This is a genomic window from Nostoc sp. (assembly GCF_036917435.1).
In the GTDB taxonomy this organism is placed as follows: domain Bacteria; phylum Cyanobacteriota; class Cyanobacteriia; order Cyanobacteriales; family Nostocaceae; genus Nostoc.
Window position 1 is genome coordinate 43,036 of sequence record NZ_JBALDM010000047.1, and the last position, 21,498, is coordinate 64,533.

The window sequence follows — 21,498 nt, forward strand, 5'->3', positions numbered from 1 at the left end:
TAACAAATGGGTACGCCGAAATAACAAATGGGTTGGGAGCATCCCAAATGTGTAAGGTTAATTTACATACGGAATTTTGACTTACCCCGGAGGATAAAAACGAACCGCAAAGGACACAAAGGACACAAAGGGAAGAGGATTTAAAAGGGTTTTTGCGTCAGTTCTGTGTATTTTGCCAAATTGGGATGCTCCCAATGCGTTGGCGTAGCCCGCCGCAGGTATCGCCATGATTGCAACAATTTAGCTTTGTCACGCCGTCGATTCGCTACGCGAACGGGTGACAACAGCAGTCGCCTGTGGAGGGAAACCCTCCTGCAGCAATGCTTCACCGCAAATCTTTGGTGGATGAAGTTTTTCAGACTTGTGTGTACACCGTTGCCGCAGGCGGGGTGGGGTTCTTCGGGTTTAATAAGTAATCAAGCGAACATGATATAAATCCCAGTTGCATTATTTAATTACGAATTACTTTAATCATCTGTCACTTCCCCTCTGTTAGACTTAACGTGTCCGCGCTTGGTTTTGTAGTCAAGACGCTTTCTTTGAGAACTGCGAGTTGGTTTCGTAGGTTTGCGCTTTATGGTTACTACAACTGCGCTTTGAATTAGTTCTTGAAGTCGTTTCAAAGCTGACTCCCGATTGTTTTCTTGGCTTCGGTGTTCTTGCGCTTTAATTACAACAACTCCATCCTGAGTGATGCGTCGATCGTTCAGCTTTAAAAGCTGTTCTTTATAATAATCCGGTAATGATGAAGCGACAATATCGAAGCGCAAGTGAATTGCCGTGGAAACCTTATTGACATTTTGGCCTCCTGCTCCTTGCGAACGAATTGCACTAATTTCAATCTCACTCTGTGGGATGATAACTTTATTGGAAATTTGCAGCATTAATTCAGAAGACAAAAAAGAAACTTTTCAATTTGGGATAAAAATCCCTTACTCAGTTTGTTCAGGAAAATCTATCACTAAGTGTTGGTCTTCATTGTTATCCAAATTCACCTCTAAAGTTTTTCCTTCTATTGTCACTTTATCACCCGGTACTAGTCGCCGCCCTCGTCGGGTTTCCAGCATCCCGTTTACTTGGACATCGCCACCTTGAATCATTAGCTTGGCTTGTCCTCCAGTTGGCACTATACCCATCAACTTTAAATATTGATTTAACTTAATTGTGTTGTCTCGGATTTTCTTCATAGTCAATAAAGGTACACGATCTTAATTCTATCGGCGTTAGCGAATATTCGTTGGCTTTTAGCGTCTCGTAGGCATCGCTATAACAAAAACTGTAATGCCAGTTTATTATCTATAATGTTGATCTACAAAATTTCCAGATATTTAGGTGAACAAACTAGTCTGGAAAGTTCTTTTAGTGTGTTCAGGGGACTGGATCTATGATTAAGCTCGGTTTATTAGTACAGTCCCAGAATAACTCTTTGGGTATCGGAAAAGTTACAGAAATATCTGATGCCAATGCAAATGTTGAGTATTTCTGCTCAATAGGGCAACGTCTTCAAAAAACTTTACCTTTAAGTTCGCTCTCTGAGGTCAGGCTTGAACCCCAGGCTCGATGCTATATTAAGTACCAAACTCAGGATAAATGGATAGTTGGCAGAGTTTTCATTTGGGATGAAGATACAGAAATGTATCAAATTGATTTACCAGATAAGAAAACTGCGATCGCTACTGAAGAAGACATTTACGTTCGTTGTAATCTGCCAAACACAGACCCCATCGAAACTCTGGCGATGAAGGGTCATGAAACGCCCTACTTCCACGATAAAAGATTGGCTTTCGTCAAATCCTTGATTAAGCAACGCGCTGTTAGTCGCGGGATGACGGGATTGATTTCGGCAAATATTAATCTTTATCCTCACCAAGTTGAAGTTGTTAGGCGGGTGCTGGAAGACCCAATTCAGCGCTACTTGCTAGCAGACGAGGTTGGACTCGGAAAAACTATCGAAGCGGGTGCGATTCTCCGTCAATTCCTCTTGGATGAGCCGAAAAAAGGAGCGGTGGTATTAGTTCCGCAATATTTGCTAAAACAATGGCGGACTGAGTTAGAAAACAAATTTTATATCTCCCATTTTGGCAAACGGGTAGCGGTGCTGGCGGTTGAAGATATCCATAAAATCAACCTGAAAGCGAGGATAGGCTGCTTAATTTTAGATGAAGCTCATCATATCGCAGCAATGGCGACTTCCAAGGATGCGACAGTGCGCCAGCGTTTTCAGACTTGCAAAGAACTTGCTCATAAGAGCGATCGCTTACTTTTATTATCAGCTACTCCTGTTCTCAATCATGAGCAAGATTTTCTCGCCATGTTGCACCTGCTCGACCCAACAACCTATAAAATTGGTGATTTAGCAGGTTTTCGCGCCAAAGTTGAAAGCCGTCAGGAAATTGGTAGACTTCTGCTTTCTTTTAAAGAAGGGGCTGAACCTGCTGTACTCAAAAGCAACTTGCAGCAACTACGAACCCTCTTAGCTGAAGATGAGTATTTATTGAAGTTGGCGGATGATTTAGAAAATTGTTTACAAGCAAATTCTACCGAGCAAGATCAAATCGTTCAAGCAATTCGCACCCACGTCAGCGATATCTATCGACTACACCGCCGAATGCTTCGCAACCGTCGCGCGGCAGTGGAAGATGTGATCTTTGACCGCAACTTTACGCCCAAAGAAGAGTACGATCTAGACGAGCGATCGCCTGATATCCACGAACTACTCAATCAGTGGCGTAGTGTTGCTCCCCATGAATTGCCATATCAGCAAATTTTTCTGGTGTTATTCCTAGCTGCTGGTACTTGGTTAGGGATTTTAGAGCAGGTAATTAGCGATCGCTTAACTGGTAAGCCTCATGCTAAACTCACCCAGGAGTTTAAAGAAGATGATATTCGCATCTTAACTACAACCCCTAAATTTTCAGGGGAAGAAGAGATTCTGCAATCCATCCTAAAAACTATTCGTCAACCCCAAGAGGATGGAGAACGGACGGAGAATTTAAAAACAGTGCTGCTGAATCAGCTAGGTACATACTACAAAATTCCCGCCAACATTCGGAAGAATCAAAACGAATTCCTGACGAGGATACAGCAGAGAATTCGCAGACCAATTTCTGGCGATATTCTGCCCAAATTTATTGTATTTACGAGTTTTGTGCAGACTTGTGGCGAAATTGTCCGGTATTTGTCTAATATCTTTGGTGCAGAGGCTCTAGCGAAACATCAATTTGGAGAATCACCCGACAAAGTTGAAGAAGGCTTAAATAGGTTCAAAAATAACCCCAACTGCTTTATTCTAGTATGCGATCGCTCTGGAGAAGAAGGGCTTAACCTGCAATTTGCCGATTGGTTAATTCATTTTGACCTTCCTTGGTCGCCGAATCAATTAGAACAAAGACTTGGTAGACTTGACCGCATTGGTAGCAAAATTGGAGTCCAATCTTGTGTTTTGATTGGCCCTTATTTGGAAGATAGCCCTCACAACGCTTGGTATCAAGTATTGAAAGATGGGTTTGGTATTTTCCAACAATCAATTGCGAGTTTACAATTTTATGTGGATGATAAACTTGCAGAATTAGAAACAGCTTTGTTTAAATCTGGTGCTGCTGGATTGTTAGAGATGATTTCGCCAATTCAAGAGCAAATTGAAACCGAAATCGCAAAAATTAGCGAACAAAATGCTCTAGATGAAATCGACGCTAACGACGAAATTGCCACCGAGTATTTTCAAGAACTAGATAATTATGATGCTTGTCATCTAGAAATGAAACGGGCAATTGAAGGCTGGATTTGTGAGGCGTTAGGATTCCGAGGACTCAATAACCCCGATTCTTCAGAGATGCGACGTTATCAACCCTCAACGCGGACATTGGTTCCCATAAATGATTTAAAAAGCCGTTTTGCTGATAGTTATCTAGACCAATTTGGTACTTATAATCGTAGAGTGGCAAACCAGAATCCTGGTATTAAACTTTTTCGAGTTGGTGAAGGATTTGTTGAAGCACTCTGGAACTACATTAACTGGGATGATAGAGGTGAAGCCTTTGCTTTGTGGCGCACTGATGCATCTTGGGATGCTAAAGAAGGGAAAGAGTGGTTCGGTTTCCAGTGCAATTATGTAGTGGAGGCAAATTTAAGAATTGCCAAACAAGTTTTACTAGATAACAAACTAGATAGTTCTCAATTCAAACACTTGCAGCGACGTGTTGATGCTCTATTTCCACCAATTATAGAAACTATCTATGTTGATGGACGCAAAGAACCAATCCGCGTTGTTGAAGATAAAGCACTCTTAAGTATTCTGCAACGTCCATATAAAGATAAAAACAATAATCAAGGACGAGATTACAATTTAGCAAAAGAGCGCTTAGGAATTATTGACGATTTTGTTGACCCTAGTAAATGGCAAAATTTCTGTTATCAAGTGCGGAATACTTCTTCGGAATTACTCTCAAATCGTTCAGATTTTATTGACTTGTGCCAAAGTTGTGCTAAAGTTGCCGAGAAGAAATTAGCCAATCGAGTTGAACAATTACGCCTGCGTTTGAACCAACAAAGTTGGGATAATGCATTAGCTGAAGAATTGCAGATAGAAACTGCTTTAAATGCAGCCATCCTCGAAGGAATTCGCCAACCCCAGATTAGGCTTGATTCTGTCGGCTTTATTGTTGTATCGGGGCGATCGCTTGTGCAATTTGAGTGATGTTATGTGCGGTTAAACTGTAAAAACCGAGAGGCTTAGATCCCCGACTTCTTAAAGAAGTCGGGGATCTTTTTCTTCGTACTGATGACATTGCTGTAAAAATATATATAGTAGTTATCATTAGTCATTGCAACACTATGTTAATTAATGAATTAAGAGATATTAATTTTATTATTTTTCCTAACTGGTCTAATTTAGAAATAGCGATTGCAGAAGATTTGATAACTGTTCTCAGAACTCTTTTCACACATCCAGCTAGACAAGATATAACACTACTAATCGACACCCAAAGCTTATCGGATGAGCTACAAGATAATGCTAATTCGTTACTTTTTGAGACTGTTCTGAAACTAAGCTTAGAAGAGGTTGTTTGTGAAGACCTCAATGTAGGGCTTACGGGTCAGTTAAGCATACAAGAATGGTCTGTAATTAAATCATTTATTAACTTTCGTATTCCAATTAATAACGAAGATGGCTGTATTATCCAGCAGCCAGAAATTGCCCAAATTCCGATATGTGATTTGTCAGAAATTTGCCAGCAAACTGTTTATGAAGCTGCTCAGTTAGAATCTTGGCAAAGATGGGGCGACTATTTCGCAGATAGTGAATTGCCTGAAAATGCTATCCCGTATTACAGCAAGTATTTATCTAGTTGTCCGTACCAAATTGACTATTATCTGAAGCTAAGTAATATTTTTTATAAAACTGGCCAGATGCAAGCGACTATCGAAACATTGCAGAACGGTATTAGCCATTGTCCTCAAGCAGAAGAACTCTATTTTTGGCTGATTATTCGTCTAAAGCAAAGCCAAAAATATCTGGAAGCTCGTAACTTCGCTCAAGAGGTTACGGATAAGTTTCCTGAAAACTATATATTTAAGATGTTAAGCCATCTTATGCTGCCAGTAATTTATCATACTCCTGACGAGATTGATACTTACCGTGCATGGTTTCAGCATGGGCTAGAAAAACTCATTCAAACCATAAATAGCCCTGGTGAAGAGAAAAAAGCTTTAACAGGAATCAGGAATCATACAAACTTTTTTCTTGCATATCAGGGAAAAAATGATGTATTACTACAGCAGCAATATGGCCAGCTAGTTCACCAAATTATGGCGGCAAATTATCCACAATGGATTCGGGATCGCCCGATTTCTTGTATTAGCAACAATCAGCGAATTAAGATTGGCTATCTTTCCTATTTTCTGTGTGGCTGGAGTGGAACAGTTTTATTCTTAAACTGGCTGAAATATGCAGATAATCAAAATTTTGAAATTTATTCATATCACATAGGGCATCAAGTTGATCCTGCTACTCAATTATTTCAGTCTTGTAGTACCAAGTTTTATCATTTACCGAATAATTTAGAACAAGTGTGTCAACAAGTTATTGATGACAACCTTGATGTATTAATTTTTCCAGAATTAGGAATGGATGCCACCACACTATGTATTGCTGGACTTCGTTTAGCACCGATTCAATGTATGGCTTGGGGACAACCTGTAACTTCTGGATTGCCCACCATTGACTATTTCTTATCTAGCGAATTGATGGAACCTGTGAATGGGCAAGATCATTACACCGAAAAGCTTGTCCGTTTGCCTGGTGTGGGGATTTCCTATCCTGCTATTAAAGTTGACTCAATCCGCCGCAACCGATTATTTTTTGGATTACGAGAAGATGCTGTTGTCTACATCTCTAGTCAAGCTGGCTATAAATATTTACCGCAGCACGATTACATTTATGCCGAAATTGCCCGTCAAGTTCCCAATTCTCAGTTTATGTTTCTTCGCTCTGGGATTTCTCAAGAACGTCTGAAACGGGTATTTGCGGCTGTAGGTTTAGATAGTCTTAATTATTGTGTATTCTCGCCTGTTTTACCCCGTGATGATTACTTTGACTTGCTTTCTTTGGCAGACATTTATTTAGATACCTTCGACTGGGCGGGTGGGAACACAACACTGGATGCGATCGCTTGCCATTTACCCATTGTCACTTGTCCTGGTGAGTTTATGCGAGGGCGACACTCTTATGGTTTCTTGCAAGCTATGGGTGTAACTGAGACAATTGCCGATGATGCCTCGCAATATATCAAGATTGCAGTGCGATTAGCGGTAGATATTGATTGGCGATCCTCTATTCGTGAAGCTCTCAAACTGTCCATCAACGTTCTGTTTGACAATCCCACCCCTACCCAAAACTTAGAAGCATTCATCAAGCAGGCGATCGCTAACCAATAAGTAGGTAGGCGTAAAATATAAGATCAAACCTCTCCCTCAATCCCTCTTGTTAAGCTGATGTGTATTTAATTTGTATAATTAGGGCGGGCAAGATGCCCACCCCACAAGAGTTTTATTTGATTTGATTATTCAATTTAGATGATTTTCAGCTTAGTAAGGAGAGGGAAGCCGGAGGCAGGGTGAGGTTTTATATTTAATTTGACTCACTTACTTACTACAAATACTTCTGCAACAATAACCCTAACTTTTGCTTGGTTGTCGCTGGTGCTTTATCTAACTGAGTCAAAATTGCATATTGCAATGCTGAATGCGCCTCACTCGCAGGTGGATTTTCACTCAATCGCCGCACAGTTTCTTGAATCACTTTTTGAGCATTGGCAGCATTCCGCAGCAAATTACCAATTACCAATTCCACCGTCACGCTGTCGTGATCTGGATGCCAACAATCATAATCTGTCACCAGCGCTAAGGTTGCATAAGCAATTTCGGCTTCCCTAGCCAGCTTCGCCTCTGGTAAATTCGTCATACCAATGATTGTTGCACCCCAACTGCGGTAAAGATTCGATTCCGCCTTGGTAGAAAAAGCTGGCCCTTCCATGCACACATAAGTACCGCCGCGATGGAGGGTAACTTTTGGTAAATTCAGAGACGCGATCGCATCTGCCAATACTACAGCCAAGTTCTTACAAATCGGATCGCCAAAAGCAATGTGAGCCACAATTCCCTCACCAAAAAACGTGGAAATCCGATTTTTCGTTCTGTCAATAAACTGATCTGGCACTACCATATCTAATGGTTTCGCCTCTTCCTTCAAAGAACCCACAGCACTAGCTGAAATTAAATACTGCACTCCCAATTGCTTCATCGCATAGATGTTAGCGCGAAACGGTAATTCCGAGGGTAACAGCGTGTGATTGCGGCCATGACGCGCTAAAAAAGCTACTCGTGTACTATCCAATGTCCCCAAAATCAAAGCATCTGATGGTGAACCAAAGGGGGTTTGGATATGTATCTCTTCTACGTCTTTGAGTGCGTCCATTTTATACAGACCACTGCCACCAATAATCCCAATACTAGCTTGAGCCATGATTCTGAACCTGTTACTTTCCGATCTGCTAAGTTATTTTACCGAAAAGGGGAGTAGCAGAGAAGCCAGATTCTAGCTTGGGCAAATTTCTGAGTAAGTGTTTACTCTGGATGTCTTGTCAAACTATTCTTTACTCAACACTTAGAATTGAGAAAAGCCCATTGATTCTGTTAATTTGCGATCGCGCTACTCCTGAACAAATAGAGCAAATGCTCCAAGAACACAAGTTCTACATCAAACTTGCAGTTGATATCGAGCGACGGGTAATAGTGGGAGGTGGTGAGCTACACGCTGACTGTGAAGAAGTTTTGTTGAATGAGGGTAGTAGACAACAAAATATTTGGGCTGCCAGTTTGATGCCTGCAACGGGGAAAGTTATTTATGAGTCAATGGTAAATCTTCGCCCTCGTCAAAACCGATCAATGGAGATACTTGACTCTAATATTAAAGAAATAATGGCTCAAATCATCAAGGAGTTTTTCGTTAACTTATGACAGACTTTATCTTGAAGCAACAAAGCTTTGTGCAGGACGATATCCCCACACGTCTGGGTTACTTAGCAGTAAATTTATCTCAAATTAAAACCTTGTGGCTTGAAGGGTTACATCAGGACTCAATCATCCAACTTGTTAAAGAAAGTAGGTATTTTATTGAGTGGATTGTCCCAGATATGGTAAAGGCAGACGACATTGATCAAGCCGCAGAGTTAGTTGACTTAGTTCGGGTTTTGACGCGCTGGCTGTTTAAGTGGGATACAATCTGGTCGGATGCTACAGAAAAGCTATCTGCTGCTCAACAAACAGAAAATTGGTTGAAGCGCGTTCTCGAAATATCGGGTAGAGAATCTGAATCACTGAGCGCTTGACTTACAGATTTTAGCAATCAAATCTCCGATAATTTTTGGTGATTAATGGCTATGATTTGCCATAATTTTTAATCAATACTTAATGTATACAAATGTTAAGTAAATGCACTCCTGAGCAAGGAAAGAAAGTTAGGGTTATACTTTTGGGAAAAGGCTTATTTCAACCACTGCTTTTAACATTTTCATAAATCAATGGCTCTCAATTTTCGTTTTGCGGTAGTCAGTGACTTACACCTGGCACTTCCCCATACAATCTGGGATCATCCTAGTCGGTTTCATCTGGTAGAAGTTAGTATTTCGGCGTTTCAAAGTGTACTGGAACATCTAACACAACTCGATTTAGATTTTTTATTGTTACCAGGAGATTTAACTCAGCATGGTGAACCAGAAAACCACGCCTGGTTACAACAATGTTTAGCCCAGTTACCTTTTCCCGTCTATGTTGTTCCTGGCAATCATGACGTTCCTGTTCTGTTGGCCGATCGCCAATCAATCGCTTTTGCTGATTTTCCCTACTATTACACCAAGTTTGGCTATGAAGATCCGCAGCAGATGTATTATGTTCGTCACTTGCTGCCTGGAGTTAAGCTAATTGGACTAAATTCTAACTCCTTTAATGACCAGGGTGAGCAAGTGGGGTGTTTGGATGCTAAACAACTACAGTGGTTAGAAGAGGTATTGGCGGCATCTGTTGATGAATTAGTTTTGGTGATGGTGCATCATAATGTGGTAGAGCATTTGCCTAATCAATCGAACCACCCACTGGCAAATCGCTATATGTTGGCGAATTCAGCAGAACTATTGCAATTGCTAAGACGCTACGGAGTCAAGCTAGTATTTACGGGGCATTTGCACGTTCAGGATATTGCTTACTCAGATGGAGTATATGATATTACCACTGGCTCTTTAGTTAGCTATCCTCACCCTTATCGGGTGCTAGAGTTTCATCGGGATAACCAAGGTAAAGAATCGTTGCAAATTGTATCCCATCGCGTAGAATCAGTACCTGATTTTCCTGACTTGCAAGAGTCATCACGGCAATGGATGGGCGATCGCTCTTTTCCCTTCTTAATCAAGTTATTAACTCACTCTCCATTAAACTTACCACTATCACAGGCCAGAAAATTAGCTCCGAGTTTGCGAGATTTCTGGGCAACTATTGCCGATGGAGATGCAGTATTAGACTATCCCCAGTTTCCATTAGAAGTACGTCGCTACATTGAGACTTATAATGCATCGGCACAGCCTAACCCAGGTATGGCTACTAGTGGAACTCTGACGCTAATTGATAACAACAGCACACTTTTGCTGCGTTAGGAGTGATGAATGTCTGAAAGTTTGGTAGTTTATTCTTAACTGTTTCTTTTTAAATAGCGATCGCTCCTGTCATAATTCTCTGATAAAATATCACTTTGGCAGGGCTAGAAATCGCTCTTAAATACCAGAAGATGTATTCTGGCTAAAACTCCTATGTGCCTTTTGAGAGATTGCATTTTTTAGCTTAAAAATCCATACTGCTAAGACTAGGGACTACCTACTTTTGAAGTCGGTGTTATTTAGTTATAAATAGTGTGTTAAAATGCAAAATGTTGATAAAATTACCTCTAAATTTACTGATGAATTAGCAGTTTTGCGACAGCGTGTAGCTGAGTTAGAGCAATCAGAAATATTTTATCAGCAAAGGCAAGCAGCACTTGAGGAACAACTAGCAATAGCGACACAAAACTCCCATATTCAAGTTGTCGAGCATGACATAGAATACAATCTTCAACAAGGGAAATCTCCAGCTTTAAATGCTTCAAAAGATGTAGCATTGCAGCAACTCCAAGAAGAAATTACTAAGCGGCAACAATTAGAGGTAATTTTAAAAGAGAGTGAGGAACGGCTAAGGTTAGTTTTAGATGTTTCCCAAATGGGCTTGTGGGATTGGAACATTATTACCAATCAAGTCATCTGGTCTGAAAATTATGAACTGCTTTTTGGTGTAATTCCAAATAGTTTTGATGGGCCTTATGAGACGTTTCAGAAGTGCGTTTATCCTGAAGATAAGCAATCTGTAATGCAAAGGATTGGCCATGCCTTGGCACAAAAAACCGATTACAACGATGAATTTCGGATAGTTCGCTCAGACCAAAGTGTACATTGGATTTCTGCCAAGGGAAAATTTATCTATGATGAACGGGGAAAAGCCCTGCGGATGATTGGCGTTTGTATGGAAACTACTGTGTGCAAACAGGCAGTAGAAAGTACTCGTGAACTAACAACCCAAGTTCAAGAACAGGCAAATATTTTAAATGCCATCCTCACCGCCTCAGTCGATCATATTTACATCTTTGATCGCAAAGGTTGCTATGAATATGTGAGTCATGATGCAGCTATTATATTAGGTTTTCAACCCCAGGATATTATTGGAAAAACTTTGCAAGAACTGGATTTACCTACAGACTTAGTAGAACAGGTAGATAATCAACGAGAAGCTGTCATGAAAACTGGACAGCCAATCAAAGATGAGTGTAAATATGTAACTACTGATGGGGTGCATTATTATGAATACATTCTTACCGCATTACGGAATTTCGACCAAAATATTGAAGGCGTAATTATTGTTTCTCGTGATATTACCGAACACAAACGCGCAGAAAAATTGTTACGCGAAAGTGAAGCAAGATTTCGGCGTTTGTTTGAGTCTAACCTAATCGGGGTCGCTTTTTGGAATGTGGACGGCTTTGTGATTGATGCCAATGATGCCTTTCTTCAATTAGCTGGTTACACTTATGAAGAGTTTGCCACTTTAGGTAAAATTAATTGGCGAGAACTCACCCCGATTGAGTATCAGCATTTAGACGATCGCGCCATTTTAGAGGTGCAAAGCACTGGAGTTTCCAAAATTTACGAGAAAGAGTTTATCCATCGCAACGGAAAACGAGTACCAATTGTTTTGGGGGTAGCCTTGCTGAATGACTCCCAAGACAACGGTGTTGCTTTTATACTAGATATTACCAATCGCAAATTGGCTGAAAAAGAATGCGATCGCCTCCTTGAATGCGAAAGAACAGCACGCCAACAAGCAGAGATCGCCAACAAAATTAAAGATGAATTTTTGGCGGTTCTCTCCCATGAACTGCGAACTCCACTGAACCCGATCCTGGGATGGTCAAAAATCTTGCGGACTCGCAAGTTTGATGAACAAACCACTCATCGCGCCTTAGAAACCATTGAACGCAACGCCAAATTACAAACCCAGCTAATTGAAGATTTGTTGGATGTGTCTCGCATCCTTCAAGGAAAATTAAACTTAAATATCTGTCCAGTGAGTTTGGTAATGGTAGTTGAAGCAGCAGTAGAAACGGTACGACTAGCAGCCGAAACTAATTCCATTCAAATTAAGACCATATTTGATGCCAATATAGGGCAAGTTATGGGCGATCCAAATCGACTCCAGCAAGTTGTGTGGAACCTGGTTTCTAATGCGGTAAAATTTACACCAGCAGGAGGACGGGTAGAGATTCGACTCATGGAAGCTGGTAATCAGATGCAAATTCAAGTCAGCGATACAGGTAAGGGAATTAACCCAGACTTTTTGCCTTATGTGTTTGATTACTTTCGCCAAGCTGATGGCACAACTACCCGGGTATTTGGCGGACTAGGTTTAGGATTAGCGATCGTGCGTAATGTTGTAGAAATGCATGGGGGAACAGTTCAAGCCGAAAGTCCTGGAGAAGGATTGGGTGCAACTTTCAGTGTTGAGTTACCGCTTTTGGTGAGAAGCGAACAGGTTAGACATGAGGAGAATGAGTCTTTAAATTGTCACCCTGAATCTTCACTTCTTTCGGACATTCAAGTTTTAGTTGTAGACGATGAACCAGATATCCGCGACTTAGTATGCTTCATTTTGCAAGACTACGGTGTAGAAGTAACCGCCGTATCCTCAGCGCAGGAAGCATTACAGGCACTGTCTGAATCGATACCAGACGTTTTAATCAGCGATATTGGAATGCCAAAAACAGACGGTTACATGCTGATGCGGGAAGTGCGATCGCGATCGCCAGGGCAAGGAGGACATGTACCCGCGATCGCTCTCACAGCCTATGCAGGTGAAATGAATCAGCAGCAAGCATTAGCAGCCGGATTTCAAATGCATATCTCTAAACCAGTAGATCCAGATGTATTGGTGAAAGCGATCGTTAATTTGATTGAACCAAAACCATCTAGGTAAACATCCGAGGAGCAAAGTCAAAAATTTATTCCTTATCTTCAAACAAAGATTCTAAATCTCTATAACCATTGAAAACACGAGTTACAAGAATTCCATCCTCGCTGGGATAGTAAAATATAATGTAATCATCTACAACAAAACCGCGCAAATTTGTTACAAGTCTTCCGTAACTTTTCCCCATACTAGGAAAACCTGCTACTAACTTACACTTGTTACGAATATCATCAAAAAGCTTACTGGCTGCTTTTGGGTTAATGTGAGCAATATATTCACAAATTTCATCTAAATCTTGAATTGCCTCATCTGAAAATGAATAACTACTCATTCTTCAGACTCCTCAGCAATTTTTCGGATTTTTTCTTGAAGTCTAGCGAAAACAACTTCACCATCAGTTAATTGCTCATTAGCGATTTGTTTAGTTCCCACTGCAATTTTTTGGCGTAATTCTTCAATTCGCTGTTCTCTTTCTTGAAGCAACTTAAAAGCTTCATTTATCACATCCTCTGCACTAGCAAATCTACCACTTGCAATTTGCGCTTGAATAAACTGCTCTATTTCTGACTTGAGTGTGATATTCATAACTTGTTCCTCAAAAAAATGGATGCATTAACTTTGTTTTAACAACAGCGCTACATTCTCTGCAATTCTCTGGTTATGTTAATTAGGGAAAGCAAGCCGAACATTAGAATAACATCTCTCTCATGGTTGACGATTTGTGATGATAAATACTTTTGAGTCAGTGTATTATTTAAAATATGGGTAGAGTGAGAAGCCAAGACGGTAAAGATAATCAAAAAAGACGATCGCCCAGATTTATACACTACTAACGGTACTGGTTATCCCTTTGAGAATCGCTATAAGATTATTAAAAGAATTTTCTAGATCAATAATTTCAATTTAAACACAATGAAGTGTGCTGAATTAAAAGGTATCTACCGTTTTAAGGAAAATGACTGAGCAAGATGATTCTCAGCAATTGAGTAAACCGACTGATGGAACAACTACCAAGTCGGTCAATAATTCCTGGAAAAATCGCATTGGTGATGTCTGGAACAAAGCAACAACACGTTTCACCCAAGTGTTACCTGTAGAACAAGTGGCACAAACAGTTGTTGAATGGTTTAGTGTGAGCGAAACTCAAGTTGCAGAGATTTTAGAGAAAATCCGAGCCGAACTACCAACCACAGAAGCACTGCTAATTGGTAAACCCCAAGCCGGAAAAAGTTCCATTGTCCGGGGATTGACAGGAGTTTCGGCTGAGATTATCGGTCAAGGATTTCGTCCCCACACGCAACACACCCAGCGCTATGCCTATCCTTCTAATGACCTGCCGTTACTAGTTTTTACTGATACGGTGGGGCTAGGCGATGTTAACCAAGATACCCAAACAATCATTCAAGAGTTAGTTGGCGATTTACAAAAGGAAACTCGTTCCGCCAGAATTCTCCTTTTAACGGTCAAAATCAATGATTTTGCAACTGAGACACTCCGACAAATTGCTCAACAGTTACGCCAAAAATATCCAAATATTCCCTGTCTGCTAGTAGTTACCTGCTTGCATGAACTTTATCCTCTCGATAGTATCGATCATCCTAGCTATCCACCAGACTATGAAGAAGTCAACCGCGCATTCGCCGCAATGCAACAAGCCTTTGCAGGGATAACTGACCGCTCGGTACTTATTGACTTTACCCTAGAAGAAGATGGCTATAATCCGGTATTTTATGGCTTAGAAGCACTGCGAGATTCATTAGCAGAGCTACTCCCACAAGCAGAAGCGCAGGCGATTTATCAATTATTAGACCAAGAAGAAGCTGGCAAGCAACTTGGTAATCTTTACCGAGATGCTGCACGCCGTTATATTTTGCCATTTGCGATTATGTCTGCCACCCTAGCGGCTGTACCTTTGCCCTTTGCTACAATGCCAGTACTCACTGCCTTACAAGTATCAATGGTGGGTCTGTTGGGTAAATTATATGGACAGACAATTACACCATCACAGGCGGGGGGTGTTGTGAGTGCGATCGCAGGTGGTTTTGTAGCACAAGCCATTGCACGGGAGTTAATTAAATTTATACCAGGTTTTGGAAGTGCGATCGCAGCGTCTTGGGCAGCTGCCTACACCTGGGCGCTAGGAGAAGCAGCCTGCGTTTACTTTGGTGATTTAATGGGAGGAAAGAAACCCGATCCCCAAAGAATTCAGTTGGTAATGCAAGAAGCATTTCAGGCGGCGCAAGAACGTTTTAAGGGAATTAAACGTTAAGCCTTAGAAATTACCGCAAATGTCACAATCACTATTATCCAGTGAATATTATTGAGTTATCACCAAAGACTTTTTTAGCGAATTTTGCATAATTACTATTACTCAAATATACAAATTGCATCTTAAAGCGATCCAGAAAACTCATTTCGTATCTGAATACTAGATTTGGATTCTCATGACTGATTCATTTACACATCACGTCCCTTTAAAAAATTGTAAATTGCAAGCCCAATAGCTAAAAGCAATACTGCATGAATTAAACTTCCCGCAATATGAAATACCAATCCTAATGCCCAAAAAGCAACCAGTACAACAACAATACCCCAAAGTATGCTAAACATATATTTACTCTCGATCAAGTGATTTTTCTTTGTTAAAAGACTTTATCATCTCACTTGCATTTATTCTATTTGTCTTGAGATAGGTTTATAAATATAATTCATCTATCTAGAGAAATAATACGCAAGTCTTTATTCTTTTAGATAAGAACAGTATTCTAGAGTGTGTTAGAACGGAGTTCGTAACGCACTATTATCAAGGGTTTAATGCCGTACTCTCCGCGCTCACATCCTACGGATATTTTCAGAAATCAAACCGGATTCCTATAGGTCTATAAATATACAGCAGATTACAACTTGGTGAGATACAGATCATCGTAGGGGCACAACATGTTGTGCCCCTACCCGTGTACTTCATTTACCTGCAATACGCTGTAATTCATCTATCTAGTGGTCGCGCTATTCGTAATTCATAATTGAATTACGTAAAGCCTGCGGCATAGCTTCGCTTAACGCGGAACGTGCCGGAGGCTCTATTACGAATTAATTTGCAGCTGTTTGGGCTTCTTGATAAACTATTTCTTGAAACTGGATCATATCTTTTTGCGGATCGGCGTGGCTAACTTTTACCAATATCTGTTCGCCCAAATTCACAGAACGTTTGAAAACCATTGGTAACTGCAAGCCTAAATCTTCTATCAAAATTAGGGCTAAATTGCTGTCTTCTCGCAGCCACATCAATACTGTTACCTCCCAAGTTTCCTCTGGATGGCGGCGTAAATACTCTAGAGCATAATATCTATTAGTTTGCCGTTCTACCATCGTCACCTCTTGGGTGATGCTGCTGACATTCATCATCACTTCTTTAAGTTGATCTGCGGAAAATGGCAGAACTTCACCGCGCAAATGGGCTTTAAGTTGGAAGTGGGTAAGTAAGTCACTGTAGCGGCGGATGGGAGAGGTTGCTTGAGTGTAGGTATCCAAGCCCAAACCAGCATGGCGCAAAGGCGTAATGCTCATTTCACTCTTGGGCATACAACGACGCATGGCGCAAGCGCGAACGAATCCGGCCGGAAGTAGCAATAATTCCTCATCTGGAGGTAATTCTGGTTGCGGCTGACCGCGAAAGGGCAAAGGTATGTTATGAGTTTTACCATAACGAGCCGCAACTTCACCGGCAACAATCATCATTTCTGCGACTACTTGCCGTGATGGGGAATCGTCCAAAATGTCAATGTGGATCTCTTCACCTTTGACTTTGATCGTTGCTTCGGGCATTGTGATACTAATTGCCCCTTGAGCATAACGCCAAGTTTTGCGTTTTCGTGCCCAAGTTGCGATCGCAGCAATTTCTGGTTCTGCCTGTACTCGTAATTGCAGCATTTCATCTACATCTTCGTAGGTGAGGCGATAAGTCGGCTTAATAGAACTGGTATGAATGCTGTAATCTTCTACTCCCCCAGTTGTATCTAAAACAATTCCGAAACTGAGGGCGCAACAAACCCTTCCCTGAATTAGACTCATTGGCCCAGTTGCCAATACCTCTGGGAACATGGGAATCATCCCTGTAGGTAAGTAGACTGTACTACCCCGCTTTCTGGCTTCTAAATCTAATTCACCTTCCGGCACTAACCATCTAGTCGGATCGGCAATATGCACCCACAGGCGCTCCCGTCCATCGGGCATGACTTCCCAACTTAGACCATCGTCAATCTCTGTGGTAGTTTCATCATCAATGGTGTAGACCTTTAGGTGAGTCAGATCAAGGCGGTTTGTATCTGAGTCAATCGGCGGGAAATCCAAACGCTGTTGCGCCACTTCTAATACCTTATTAGGAAATTGAATCGGAATTGAAGAACGACGCAGGAACAAGTTTTCATAAGGACTCCAGCAACCTAAATCTACTAATAGTTGAAAGGCTCCTTGGGGCGTTGTGGGTCGTCCCAGCATGGTCATCGTTTCTAATACTGGAGCGCTGGGCGGATAAGCGCGAGCTAAGGAGTCATAATTAACTCCCGTCCGCACTGTGTCAGCAAGCAACGCTGCGTATTTTTCGAGTCCTTCTAGGCGCTGGCGATCGTGACGCTGCCATTCTACTGCTTCACCTTTGAGCGCCTGCTCTACACGAGTTAAAAATTCCTGCTGTCCCTTAGCTTTTAGTGCCTCTACTTCCACCTGGTGCTGGCGTTCTGCCACCTGAGCAGCAGTTCGCGGCTCGTAAGCGTCTCCTTTTTGCTTGAAATAAAGTTTGTCGTCGGATAACAAGCAATAGGCGGCGTAACAATGAGGGGCGGCTGATTCAGAAAATAGCAGATTCGCCATTTGGTCTGGGGTGACAGTTTCCCCATCTTCAACCAATATTTCCCAAGCTACCTCTAAGCTAGATGGATCTAAGTAAGGATTGACTTGCTCTAAAAAGCTGGCAATCTCAGACGGCTTGTAGGTCTGTCCGGTAACTGTATAAGTTATTTGTCTAGGCGCGAGGCTGTGGGATTGACCACGGTCGTCTACCACAAACCAGCGGGTTTTACCGTCTGGGCGTTCTACGATCCCCAGACGGCGATCGCCTTGAACCCTAAATTCAACTAGCGTCCCCTTCTCCACAACTCTCGCACTTTAATTTTGGTGAACAGTTTAAATAGTTTCAAGTTAGGAGTAGGAGTTAGGAGTTAGGAGTTTTGATTCTTAACTCAGCACTCATCACTCATAACTCATCACTCTTTTTAGCCTTCCGCATTGATAAATGGCAACAAGGCCACAATCCGCGAACGTTTAATTGCTAATGTCAACTCTCGCTGTTGCTGAGACGTAAGCCCAGTAATCCGACGTGGGAGTATTTTACCCCGCTCGGTGACAAACTTACGTAATAAATCAACATCTTTATAATCGATTGGATCTCCTGGCTTGATCGGAGAAAGACGACGACGGAAATAACTCATCTCTACTTAATTTCCTTGTGAACGGTATGTTTGTTGCAGTGGGTGCAGAACTTTTTCAGTTCTAGCCGGTTAGTCGTGTTGCGGCGATTCTTAGTGCTGGTATAACGGGAAACACCAGCAGAACGCTTATTTGAATTTGTCCGGCACTCGGTACACTCTAGTGTCACAATAATGCGGGCACCTTTACTCTTAGCCATAATCTTACAAACAGTGGAGCCTGAAGAGATTTAACACAAATGACTATCTTCTCACATTCCGCCGCATATTTTCAACTAATCTTTTAACTTTTATATCAAGTGAGTAGCCACGACGCGACGAGACGATGAAAGTTCCACAATAGCGATCGTGTAAAGCCTGCCGCATCTGGGTATCAGAAAGGGCAGTTCCACAATCAATTGCTAGGGGAAGTACTAGCAGTATAGCAGTGGGATTGGCTCTAATATTGCTCAGGGCAATTGACACTAGAAGCGCACCCAAGCCGATAATCGCTTCTCGCTTCACCAATGAAGGCAAATCTGGGATTCTGCCCACTACTTCCCCGTCTTCTACTTCCAACACCTTTAAATCGAATGCCCAACGCCCTAAACTTTGCCCTTGATTGTTGTATGGCACTACAACCCGTAAAATCAGCCAAAATATCACAAAAACTAGGATTTGCAAAAATTGAATCCCAATATCGCCGCCTCCCAGTAGGGAACTGACTAACCAGACACCAAGGAAATCAAGTCCTAATGCCATACCTCGCCGCCCAATTTCAGCCTTGGGATAGTGTTTTTGGGGAAGTCGTTCGATAGTCATACAAAATAGGTATTTTTATTTAGGGGTTGGAGAATAATGATTGCTCCTGTTTTTTATATTAAAGTGATGACTTGGGTTTGGCGTTTAAACTCTGTTGTTCCATAATCTAGCGCCCTGATCTTGCCCAACCCACAAGAGTCTGTTTTTGAGAAGTATTGTATTGTTGTAAAAACTATTTGGAAGTTGTATCTATGACACGTCTGTTTACTAAAAAAGCTATTAGGATGGTGGCGACTATGGCTTTAGTGTTAGCGATCGCTATAAGCACTCACAACCTAGCTGATGCTGCTGAATTCAACTTTAGCTGGAAGGGAGACACAGGTTATTCAGCTAAAGGTTCATTTAACTACGATACAACAACCGCTCCCAGCGTAATTTCGGAAGCAGGTTTGGGAACTACGAACAACTTGCAGTCTCTCTCAGTTTTGTTTTTTGATCCATTGAGTACTCTCATAAATAGTTTTACTCCAGTGGTTAGTGGTGTGTCTAACTACAGCTTTTTGAGATTTAACTTTGATAACACTAAAGAGCAAATCTTTGGCCCCTTTGATGTTGGCAAGGATGATGAACTTCCTGGCGACACATGGCTTAATAATAATCTCGCACTTATAGACGAAGGTTTTAGTGATGAGGTTCTAGCTAAAGAATTTGGTTTTAACAATAGAAATGCAGCAGGCACAAAGCAAATACTAGATTTAAGTAACAATTCCGTTCAGGTATCCAAAGTCCCCGAAGGAAGCATAATTATCGGTTTACTAGCGGTATGTAGTCTAGGATTTACCGCTTATAAAAATCTAGGCAAAGCTAACCAAGAGTAGACTCAGTGTTACTTTACAGGGATGAAGTAAAAAGTTGGAGGCGATCGCTATGGTATCAGTCAGCGATGCACAAGCAATTATTTTAAATTTAGTCCAACCGTTGGATCGTCAACAGGATACAGAAGTTGTAAATTTATTGGCAGCTGATAGCCGGATTTTAGCAACGCCTGTCACCAGTCCGTTAGATTTTCCCCATTGGGATAATTCGGCAATGGATGGTTACGCAGTTCGTTACGAAGATGTGCAGCACTCTAGCGCCGAACAACCCGCCGTTTTAGAAATTGTTGAAGATATTCCGGCTGGCTACCAAACAAAGTCTACGATTCAACCAGGAGAAGCCGCGCGGATTTTCACGGGTGCGGTGATTCCAGCAGGTGCGGATACTGTAATTATGCAAGAGAGGACACGCCGGGATGAAAATCGCGTGTATATCCTGGCTGCACCAAAACCGCAAGAATTTGTCAGACACAAAGCATCTTTTTACCAAGCTGGAACACAACTATTACCAGCCGGAATTAAGTTAAATGCTTCAGAAATTGCTATATTGGCGGCAGCACAATGTCCGCAATTAAGTGTTTACCGCCGTCCACGTGTGGCAATTTTTTCGACTGGTGATGAGTTAGTACCAATCGATCAACCATTGCAACCAGGGCAAATTGTGGATTCTAATCAGTATGCGATCGCAGCTTTGGTAAAGGAGAGTGGTGCAGAACCATTACTGTTAGGGATTGTGAAAGACGATCCAGTTGTTCTGGAGAAAGTTATTGCCCATGCAGTTGCGATCGCTGATATAGTTCTCTCTTCTGGTGGTGTCTCAGTAGGAGATTATGATTATGTTGAAAAAATTTTACAGTCCCTAAGCGCAAAAATCCACATTCGCTCTGTGGAAATGAAGCCAGGTAAACCTCTCACCGTCGCCACTTTCCCCACTCAAAACTCAGCCCTCTATTTTGGTTTACCAGGAAACCCTGCGGCTGTGTTGGTGACATTTTGGCGATTTGTGCTACCAGCGATTAAGAAAATTTCGGGAATTACTGAAGGTTGGGAGCCAGTATTTTTGAAAGTGCGATCGCATGATGAGTTGCGATCGGATGGCAAGCGAGAAATTTACCTTTGGGGTAAATTGCATTTAATTAATGGTGTTTACGAATTTCACAAAGCCTGTGGTAGTCACAGTTCTGGCAATTTAATTAATTTAGCTCAAACCAATGCCTTAGCTGTTCTCCCAGTGGGTAAAACATTAATTTCCCCACAAGAAGAGGTGCAAATTTTGCAGCTTGTTAATAAATATTAGGGAA

20 protein-coding genes are annotated in these 21,498 nt (G+C 41.6%); 9 read left to right on the top strand and 11 right to left on the bottom strand.

Going from position 1 to position 21,498, the window contains the following annotated elements; translation table 11 throughout:
- Positions 1–140: 140 nt before the first annotated feature.
- The 3 genes from V7K98_RS23225 to V7K98_RS23235 all read right to left on the bottom strand — a co-directional run bounded on the left by V7K98_RS23225 (position 141) and on the right by V7K98_RS23235 (position 1,187).
- A complete protein-coding gene (locus V7K98_RS23225) occupies positions 141–284 on the bottom strand; it encodes a hypothetical protein (protein ID WP_335026122.1) in 144 nt (47 codons plus the stop codon).
- 183 nt (positions 285–467) lie between these two features.
- A complete protein-coding gene (gene arfB, locus V7K98_RS23230; protein WP_335026439.1) occupies positions 468–884 on the bottom strand; it encodes an alternative ribosome rescue aminoacyl-tRNA hydrolase ArfB in 417 nt (138 codons plus the stop codon).
- Between the two features lie 48 nt (positions 885–932).
- Entirely contained in the window at positions 933–1,187 is a 255-nt protein-coding gene (locus V7K98_RS23235; protein ID WP_094330109.1) for an RNA-binding S4 domain-containing protein, read from the bottom strand.
- 197 nt (positions 1,188–1,384) lie between these two features.
- Between V7K98_RS23235 and dpdE the strand changes: the two genes are divergently transcribed.
- On the top strand, positions 1,385–4,696 hold the full coding sequence (gene dpdE, locus V7K98_RS23240) for a protein DpdE (RefSeq protein WP_335026124.1): 3,312 nt from the start codon (positions 1,385–1,387) through the stop codon (positions 4,694–4,696).
- Positions 4,697–4,833: 137 nt separating this feature from the next.
- A complete protein-coding gene (locus tag V7K98_RS23245) occupies positions 4,834–6,936 on the top strand; it encodes an O-linked N-acetylglucosamine transferase, SPINDLY family protein (RefSeq protein WP_335026126.1) in 2,103 nt (700 codons plus the stop codon).
- Between the two features lie 214 nt (positions 6,937–7,150).
- Here the strand turns inward: V7K98_RS23245 and V7K98_RS23250 are convergent, their stop codons facing one another.
- Positions 7,151–8,023: an S-methyl-5'-thioadenosine phosphorylase gene (locus tag V7K98_RS23250; protein WP_335026128.1), complete on the bottom strand. Its 873-nt coding sequence runs from the start codon at positions 8,021–8,023 to the stop codon at positions 7,151–7,153.
- Between the two features lie 161 nt (positions 8,024–8,184).
- On the opposite strand from V7K98_RS23250, the gene V7K98_RS23255 reads away from it, so the two are divergent.
- The 4 genes from V7K98_RS23255 (at position 8,185) to V7K98_RS23270 (ending at position 13,104) form a co-directional block, all read left to right on the top strand.
- A complete protein-coding gene (locus V7K98_RS23255; RefSeq protein WP_335026130.1) occupies positions 8,185–8,517 on the top strand; it encodes a DUF5674 family protein in 333 nt (110 codons plus the stop codon).
- The gene (locus V7K98_RS23260) at positions 8,514–8,888 is read left to right on the top strand and encodes a hypothetical protein (RefSeq protein ID WP_335026132.1); all 375 of its coding nucleotides are present in this window, start codon (positions 8,514–8,516) and stop codon (positions 8,886–8,888) included. Before V7K98_RS23255 ends, V7K98_RS23260 begins: the two co-directional genes overlap by 4 nt.
- Positions 8,889–9,080: 192 nt before the next feature.
- Positions 9,081–10,205: a metallophosphoesterase family protein gene (locus V7K98_RS23265; RefSeq protein WP_335026134.1), complete on the top strand. Its 1,125-nt coding sequence runs from the start codon at positions 9,081–9,083 to the stop codon at positions 10,203–10,205.
- A 262-nt stretch (positions 10,206–10,467) separates the two neighbouring features.
- Positions 10,468–13,104, top strand: a complete 2,637-nt coding sequence (locus V7K98_RS23270; RefSeq protein WP_335026136.1) for a hybrid sensor histidine kinase/response regulator — start codon at positions 10,468–10,470, stop codon at positions 13,102–13,104.
- Between the two features lie 25 nt (positions 13,105–13,129).
- Here V7K98_RS23270 and V7K98_RS23275 read toward each other — a convergent pair whose 3' ends face one another.
- Both V7K98_RS23275 and V7K98_RS23280 read right to left on the bottom strand, forming a co-directional pair.
- Positions 13,130–13,429, bottom strand: a complete 300-nt coding sequence (locus tag V7K98_RS23275) for a type II toxin-antitoxin system RelE/ParE family toxin (RefSeq protein WP_335026138.1) — start codon at positions 13,427–13,429, stop codon at positions 13,130–13,132.
- Positions 13,426–13,683: a type II toxin-antitoxin system ParD family antitoxin gene (locus V7K98_RS23280; protein WP_335026140.1), complete on the bottom strand. Its 258-nt coding sequence runs from the start codon at positions 13,681–13,683 to the stop codon at positions 13,426–13,428. The genes V7K98_RS23275 and V7K98_RS23280 overlap by 4 nt, the downstream gene beginning before the upstream one ends.
- 370 nt (positions 13,684–14,053) lie before the next feature.
- On the opposite strand from V7K98_RS23280, the gene V7K98_RS23285 reads away from it, so the two are divergent.
- Positions 14,054–15,367: a GTPase family protein gene (locus V7K98_RS23285; RefSeq protein ID WP_335026142.1), complete on the top strand. Its 1,314-nt coding sequence runs from the start codon at positions 14,054–14,056 to the stop codon at positions 15,365–15,367.
- A 188-nt stretch (positions 15,368–15,555) separates the two neighbouring features.
- Here V7K98_RS23285 and V7K98_RS23290 read toward each other — a convergent pair whose 3' ends face one another.
- From V7K98_RS23290 to V7K98_RS23310, 5 genes are all read right to left on the bottom strand, one after another.
- Entirely contained in the window at positions 15,556–15,708 is a 153-nt protein-coding gene (locus V7K98_RS23290) for a lmo0937 family membrane protein (protein WP_335026144.1), read from the bottom strand.
- A 480-nt stretch (positions 15,709–16,188) separates the two neighbouring features.
- Entirely contained in the window at positions 16,189–18,249 is a 2,061-nt protein-coding gene (locus V7K98_RS23295; protein WP_335026145.1) for a ribonuclease catalytic domain-containing protein, read from the bottom strand.
- Between the two features lie 119 nt (positions 18,250–18,368).
- Positions 18,369–18,584 carry a 30S ribosomal protein S18 gene (gene rpsR / locus V7K98_RS23300; RefSeq protein WP_094333177.1) on the bottom strand — a complete coding sequence of 72 codons (216 nt, stop codon included), beginning with the start codon at positions 18,582–18,584 and terminating at the stop codon, positions 18,369–18,371.
- Between the two features lie 2 nt (positions 18,585–18,586).
- Entirely contained in the window at positions 18,587–18,781 is a 195-nt protein-coding gene (gene rpmG / locus V7K98_RS23305) for a 50S ribosomal protein L33 (RefSeq protein ID WP_196524501.1), read from the bottom strand.
- Between the two features lie 43 nt (positions 18,782–18,824).
- Positions 18,825–19,382: an RDD family protein gene (locus V7K98_RS23310; protein WP_335026147.1), complete on the bottom strand. Its 558-nt coding sequence runs from the start codon at positions 19,380–19,382 to the stop codon at positions 18,825–18,827.
- Between the two features lie 191 nt (positions 19,383–19,573).
- Between V7K98_RS23310 and V7K98_RS23315 the strand changes: the two genes are divergently transcribed.
- Positions 19,574–20,200: a PEP-CTERM sorting domain-containing protein gene (locus tag V7K98_RS23315; RefSeq protein ID WP_335026149.1), complete on the top strand. Its 627-nt coding sequence runs from the start codon at positions 19,574–19,576 to the stop codon at positions 20,198–20,200.
- A gap of 49 nt (positions 20,201–20,249) precedes the next feature.
- The gene (locus V7K98_RS23320) at positions 20,250–21,494 is read left to right on the top strand and encodes a molybdopterin molybdotransferase MoeA (RefSeq protein ID WP_335026151.1); all 1,245 of its coding nucleotides are present in this window, start codon (positions 20,250–20,252) and stop codon (positions 21,492–21,494) included.
- Positions 21,495–21,498: the final 4 nt, after the last annotated feature.